A 5,460-nucleotide genomic window follows, 5' to 3' on the forward strand; every position below is an offset into this window, starting at 1 on the left:
GTTTAAATTTTAAGGTTTAAAAATTAAAACGGACTAAGCAAGGCTATTATACCATCATTAATTCTATTACCCTTTTTAAACTCTTTTGAGATTCGGGTTCTAAAACTTCAATATACTGTAAATAGTGTTTTAATTGAGACTGGTTATATTTATTGGAATCAGTGATAAAATCAGTCATGTAGCCGTCACAAGCAGGTCTTGACACCGGTTTTTCTAAGAATTTAATGATGTCATGGTGCCGGGAATCTTTTATGATTTTTTCGTACAAACACTGGATTACTTTCTTGTCTCCCTCGAGGAGCTGAAAAAAATTTCTTTCGTTATAAAGCAGAATCCCGGTTATTTTATGGCCTTTATTATATTTATTTGTTTCGTTCATAATATCGTATACTCCTTGCTCTTGTAGGTCTATGTTCGCAGTACTGACGTAGGAAATGGCATATCTCATAATACATTGTTTTTAAAATTTAGCACAGAAATTTTTCCTTTTAAAGGATATTGTTTGGCAGTACAAATGAAGTTATTAAACATATTACGAATAAATAAGACACTGATATAAAACAACCTCACAATTAGCATAAGAATAACCTCATAGGGAAGAGTTTTGTGAATCCGGGGTGGTAGTTCTTTTATGGTCGGGGCTAATCGTTAATAACCTGTTAATTACTTAATCATAGGAAAATAAAATCAACTCATATTTTCTTTAATTTTAGTCATAGCTTTAAGTTACAGATTTATAGCTGGTAAGGCGAAGAGAATTGGGGAAAAGACGAGGAAAAAGCTTAGCCATTTTGAGAAGATTTAAACAGACCTGCTATACCTACTAGGCTGGTTATTGTTATAAGATTAATTATCCGGACAGCCTATTTAGAGTTAATTCTCGATAGATGTACCTCTATTGGAATTATACCTTAGAAATTTCCGGATTTAACTATAGCCCCAATGAAAAGTAGATTCGATTGTTTGGTAATTGCATCGCAGTATAGCGGTGCCAGAGAGGTCTTTGATCTTCTAAAACAGAATGTAAAAATCACTGCAGCTCCCGAGATCCTTCCGAATAAAGCCATCCTGGAATGTGAAACCTCTAAAGAAAATGAAAATTTAAGGATAGGTATAATTGAATTCGAAAGTCTGCAAGAAATTCAAAAAACCGATATAACCAGTTATTTATTGCCGCAAGCTAAGGTCTGTTTAATGCTTAGAAATCCTGTTTGGAGGAGTTTTGCTTCCTATCAGAAAAACAAGGAAGAGGGAAAAGAGCGTTCCAGTTTTATAGAAGCTGTAAAATGGGACAGTAGTCCACCGGAAGTTGGGCTTGGACCGCAAAACACCTGTTATATTAGTGCAGGAAAATATTCCGAAGGAATAAAATCATTATTGAAACAAACACAAGAGCATGATTTTCAAATCCTGCAGTATGAGGAACTGCGGCGTACACCTTTTAAAATATTGCTGGAACTACAAGAGAACCTTGGACTTCAATTCAGAGCTTCAAGAGAAGAAATCGCACTCAATTTAAGCAAGCAGAAAATGGCTGGAAGAAGATTAGGTATCTTCCGCTCTTTTCGTCGCAACCCCGCTGAACTCAATGAGGAAACAGCAAAATATATCTATTATACATATTTTAAAAGAGATATTGAAAAAGTGGAAGAACTGCTTTCAACCAGTTTTGCCTCATGGAAATTTGCCGAGAAAGCACTTGATGGTAGTTATATCTCTAAGCTTTGAAGGGCAGTTTATGAGGGAGTAAAATGGGTCTGGTTTTCCCTGATGAGCAAAAGGCCAGGATTTTCTAAATCCTAAGCTTTGGAGGATTTTGTAAGTTGATTTTTCTTTAACCCAACACAATTCTTTCTCCGTCCTTAGCGGCCGATTCATAGATCTTTTCAAGGATTACGATATCCCGTAAACCATCTTCACCCGGGACCAGAACCGGTTGGTCGTTTAAAATAGCCCGTGCATCATTATCCATTTGTACCGCTTGTTGGTTTTTTCCGAAAGGAGGTAAGATAGTGCCATCACTAGCTTTACCTTTTACCCCGCTGTAACTCTGAAAAGGCCTTAAATAATACCAGCCATTTTCACAATTTATTTCCAGATTATTCAGGCTTTCGCCAAAACTGGTCTTGCAATTGGCGGTAATCCCATCGGCGAATTCGAGTTTAAAACTGGTGGTTTCATCTACCTCTGTGAAGATCTCCGGGCGGTTTGTACTGTGAGTTGCGCTAACAGCAATTGGTTCCATTCCGGTGCTGTACCTGGCTGCATTTAAAGGGTACACACCCATATCATACATGGCTCCGCCACCCATTTCTTTTTTCAGTTTCCAGGGATTCATCGGCGAACCATAATAACCTGCCTCGGCTTCAAGACTTTTAATAGCACCAAAGGGTTTGGTCTCAGCCCATTTAATTATCTTTTGAGTGTTGGCCTCATGTTGCATGCGGTATCCAATAGAAAGTTTCACCTTATTTTCCTCACAGGCCTTAATTATGTTTCTGCATTCTTGTGCAGTACGCGCCATAGGTTTTTCACACCAGACATGTTTTCCGGCTTCGGCTGCTTTTATGGCATATTCTGCATGCATGCCGGTTGGCAGCACGATGTAGATCACATCGATCTCCTCATTATTGGTGATATCCGGCATAGTTTCATAATTGTAGACATTACTGTCTTTTATACCGTATTTTTTCTGCCATACGGGGATTTTTTCAGGACTTCCAGTCACAATTCCCCTTAATTCACAAAAGCTTGTTTCCTGAAGAGCCGGAGCCAGCTGACTAGTGCTATAATTACCCAAGCCTACTAAGGCGACGCCGAGTTTCTCTTTTTTCCTCTGAATTAAAAAATTTGGGAAGGGTAGGGAGGCGGCCACAAGGAACAGCCCGGATTGTTTGATGAAATGTCTACGGTTTGACATGGCAGTTAGTTTGAAACTTTAATTTATAAAAACCTGTCAAACCTACATTCGCGGAATGTGGTTTTTAACGAATATTTTATAGCTAATGAATTAAATCACAGCAGGCAATTAAAAAAAATAAATTAAAATTTTTATGAAAGGTTTAATTCCTGCAGTCGACTTAAGAAAATATTAACATTATTGTATCTTCGAAATAGGCTCCCTTTTTTGTGGCAATAGTTGTGGCATGCGCCTTGCAACCTTTCTTAAGGAAACGTGAAAGTGTTTTTTAACTTAAATCATTTTCGAAGGCTATCCAAATGAAAAAGGTAAAAATTATGAATACCAAATTAGCAGTTTCAGATTTGTCCTCCTGGTTATACAACAAGGGCCATTATGTTTTCTTTATTATTTCCACCTTACTTCTGTTGGCTTTTGTAATTTGGCTGCTCTCCATTTTTTCCTGATTTCCAATTTTTAAATAAAAACCAATTGTGGATTAATTCCACGATATCGGGGTAAAGTTTCTCTCATATTTATCTTTTTCTGAAAAAACCAGTCTGGCCGGGTATCGAAAAAGTCAATAATTTCTATCTTCGCCGGCTTGAAATTTAAATTTTTAGACCAAACTTTCTGTTAAGGCAATTATGCCAGTGTATAAACCACCAAAAAGATGATAAGAGCCCTACTTATTTTCACCAGCCTATTTCTGATTTATGGCCATATCCAGGCCCAGGAAAATTCTGAAACACTTGAAGAGGTTTTGATAACCGCAGGTAGAATAGACCTTTCTTTTTCCAAAAACTCCAGAACAATTCAGATTATTTCTTCCGAAGAAATAGAAAACAGCGGTGCAAATAATGTGGCCGATCTTCTTCAGCAGGTTACAGGGGTGGACATCCGAAGAAGAGGTACCGGTGGCTCCCAGGCAGATCTATATATTCGGGGTGGTAGTTTTGACCAGACTTTATTGCTTATCGATGGAATTAAAGTGGAAGATGCACAAACCGGGCATCACACTTTAAACCTGGCCCTACCGATAGAGGTTATTGAACGAATTGAAATAATAAAAGGGCCTGCTGCCAGAGTTTACGGGCAGAATGCTTTTACCGGTGCCGTGAATATCGTTACCAAAGATGCCGTGCAAAATGAAGTTTCAGTTGGTTTGGAAGCCGGCTCTTATGCCCAAAAGAATGCTTCGGTAACGGTGAGTAGTAACCTGGAGAAATCTGCGCATACCGTTAATTATACACGTCAACTTTCAGATGGTTATCGCTACAACACCGATTATGACAATCAGCAATATTTTATAAAAAGTAGATTCGAGACAGAATCTCTGCCTATTGAAATGATTGCTGCTTTTTCTGATAGGAAATTCGGGGCTAACGGCTTTTACGCTTCTCCTGAAGCCACTGATCAATACGAGGAAACGCAGGCGAGTTTGCTTGGATTTTCAACTCTACTTGAAAAAGGAAACTTAAGTTTGAAACCGCGGGTTTACTGGCGGAGGAATGAAGATGAATATATTTTTATACGGCAGGATCCATCTGTTTACAGGAACCTGCACATAAGCAACAAAGTTGGTGCTGAGGTTAATGCTTCATTTACCTCAAATCTAGGAGTTACCGGTTTTGGTGTAGATATGGCGAAAGTATTTCTTTCCAGTAATAACCTTGGGGACCGCGAACGTTTTATGACCACAGTATTTTTGGAACACCGGTTTACTTTGCTGAACGATCGCCTGGATATAACTCCGGGGATAGCCGTGAATTATTTTTCAGATTTTAAGTTTCATGCTTTTCCGGGGGTTGATTTAGGTTACCAGCTGGCCGAAAAGTGGAGAGCTTATGGAAACCTGGGTTACACTTACAGAATCCCTACCTATACCGATCTTTATTATTCATCGCCCAATACTATTGGCAATGAGAATCTTGAACCCGAGGAAGCCATTTCAGAAGAAATTGGTTTGAAGTATTTGTCTTCTCAGTTACAGTTTTCTGTAGCGCTATTTAATCGTGATTCCAGAAACCTTATAGATTATGTAAAAGAGAATGAGGATGACCTCTGGCAGGCAGCTAATGTCCAGGATGTAAATACAAAAGGCTTGGAGGCTAATCTTTCCTATGGATATACCATTAATGATCATAGGCAGAAGCTTGATCTTGGATATACCTATCTAAAAGACGATGTAAAAGATCCCGGTATCGATTTTTCTCAGTATTCCATAAATTCCCTCAAGCATCATTTTACGGCTGCTTATACTTCTCAGTTTATAAAAAATCTGAATCACAGCCTTATTTATAGATATGCTGAACGTACTTCCGGGGAGTCCTATGGAATTGTAGATGCTAATATCACCTTGAATCTGGATGGGTTTGAGATCTACGCCATTGCCAATAATATTTTCAACACGGAATATACTGAAACCAATCTTGTTCCCATGCCTAAAGGCAATGTGCTTTTTGGAGTCAGGTTTAATTTTAATTAGGTATAGCTCTTTAAAGTAATAAACCTACAGCTCCTGGGAGATTATAGGAGGGGAAGATTTGGGTTTGGTCGTA

At 38.4% G+C, this 5,460-nt stretch carries 4 protein-coding genes; 2 read left to right on the forward strand and 2 right to left on the reverse strand.

Translation table 11 applies throughout. The features are described from left to right. Positions 1 to 46: 46 nt before the first annotated feature. On the reverse strand, positions 47 to 448 hold the full coding sequence (locus ACESK1_RS11740; RefSeq protein ID WP_372920369.1) for a BLUF domain-containing protein: 402 nt from the start codon (positions 446 to 448) through the stop codon (positions 47 to 49). 494 nt (positions 449 to 942) lie between these two features. Here ACESK1_RS11740 and ACESK1_RS11745 point away from each other — a divergent pair, with 494 nt between their 5' ends. Beyond that, positions 943 to 1,728 carry a sulfotransferase domain-containing protein gene (locus ACESK1_RS11745; RefSeq protein WP_372920370.1) on the forward strand — a complete coding sequence of 262 codons (786 nt, stop codon included), beginning with the start codon at positions 943 to 945 and terminating at the stop codon, positions 1,726 to 1,728. Positions 1,729 to 1,834: 106 nt separating this feature from the next. Here ACESK1_RS11745 and ACESK1_RS11750 read toward each other — a convergent pair whose 3' ends face one another. Then, a complete protein-coding gene (locus ACESK1_RS11750; protein ID WP_372920371.1) occupies positions 1,835 to 2,920 on the reverse strand; it encodes a Gfo/Idh/MocA family protein in 1,086 nt (361 codons plus the stop codon). A 652-nt stretch (positions 2,921 to 3,572) separates the two neighbouring features. Here ACESK1_RS11750 and ACESK1_RS11755 point away from each other — a divergent pair. Further along, positions 3,573 to 5,387, forward strand: a complete 1,815-nt coding sequence (locus ACESK1_RS11755; RefSeq protein ID WP_372920372.1) for a TonB-dependent receptor plug domain-containing protein — start codon at positions 3,573 to 3,575, stop codon at positions 5,385 to 5,387. Positions 5,388 to 5,460 lie beyond the last annotated feature (73 nt).

The organism is Salegentibacter sp., assembly GCF_041642575.1.
Lineage (GTDB): Bacteria > Bacteroidota > Bacteroidia > Flavobacteriales > Flavobacteriaceae > Salegentibacter.

Coding starts and splice junctions, on each gene's coding strand:
- ACESK1_RS11740 (WP_372920369.1), bottom strand. CDS start 448: ATGAGATATGCCATTTCCTACGTCAGTACTGCGAACATAGACCTACAA.
- ACESK1_RS11745 (WP_372920370.1), top strand. CDS start 943: ATGAAAAGTAGATTCGATTGTTTGGTAATTGCATCGCAGTATAGCGGT.
- ACESK1_RS11750 (WP_372920371.1), bottom strand. CDS start 2,920: ATGTCAAACCGTAGACATTTCATCAAACAATCCGGGCTGTTCCTTGTG.
- ACESK1_RS11755 (WP_372920372.1), top strand. CDS start 3,573: ATGATAAGAGCCCTACTTATTTTCACCAGCCTATTTCTGATTTATGGC.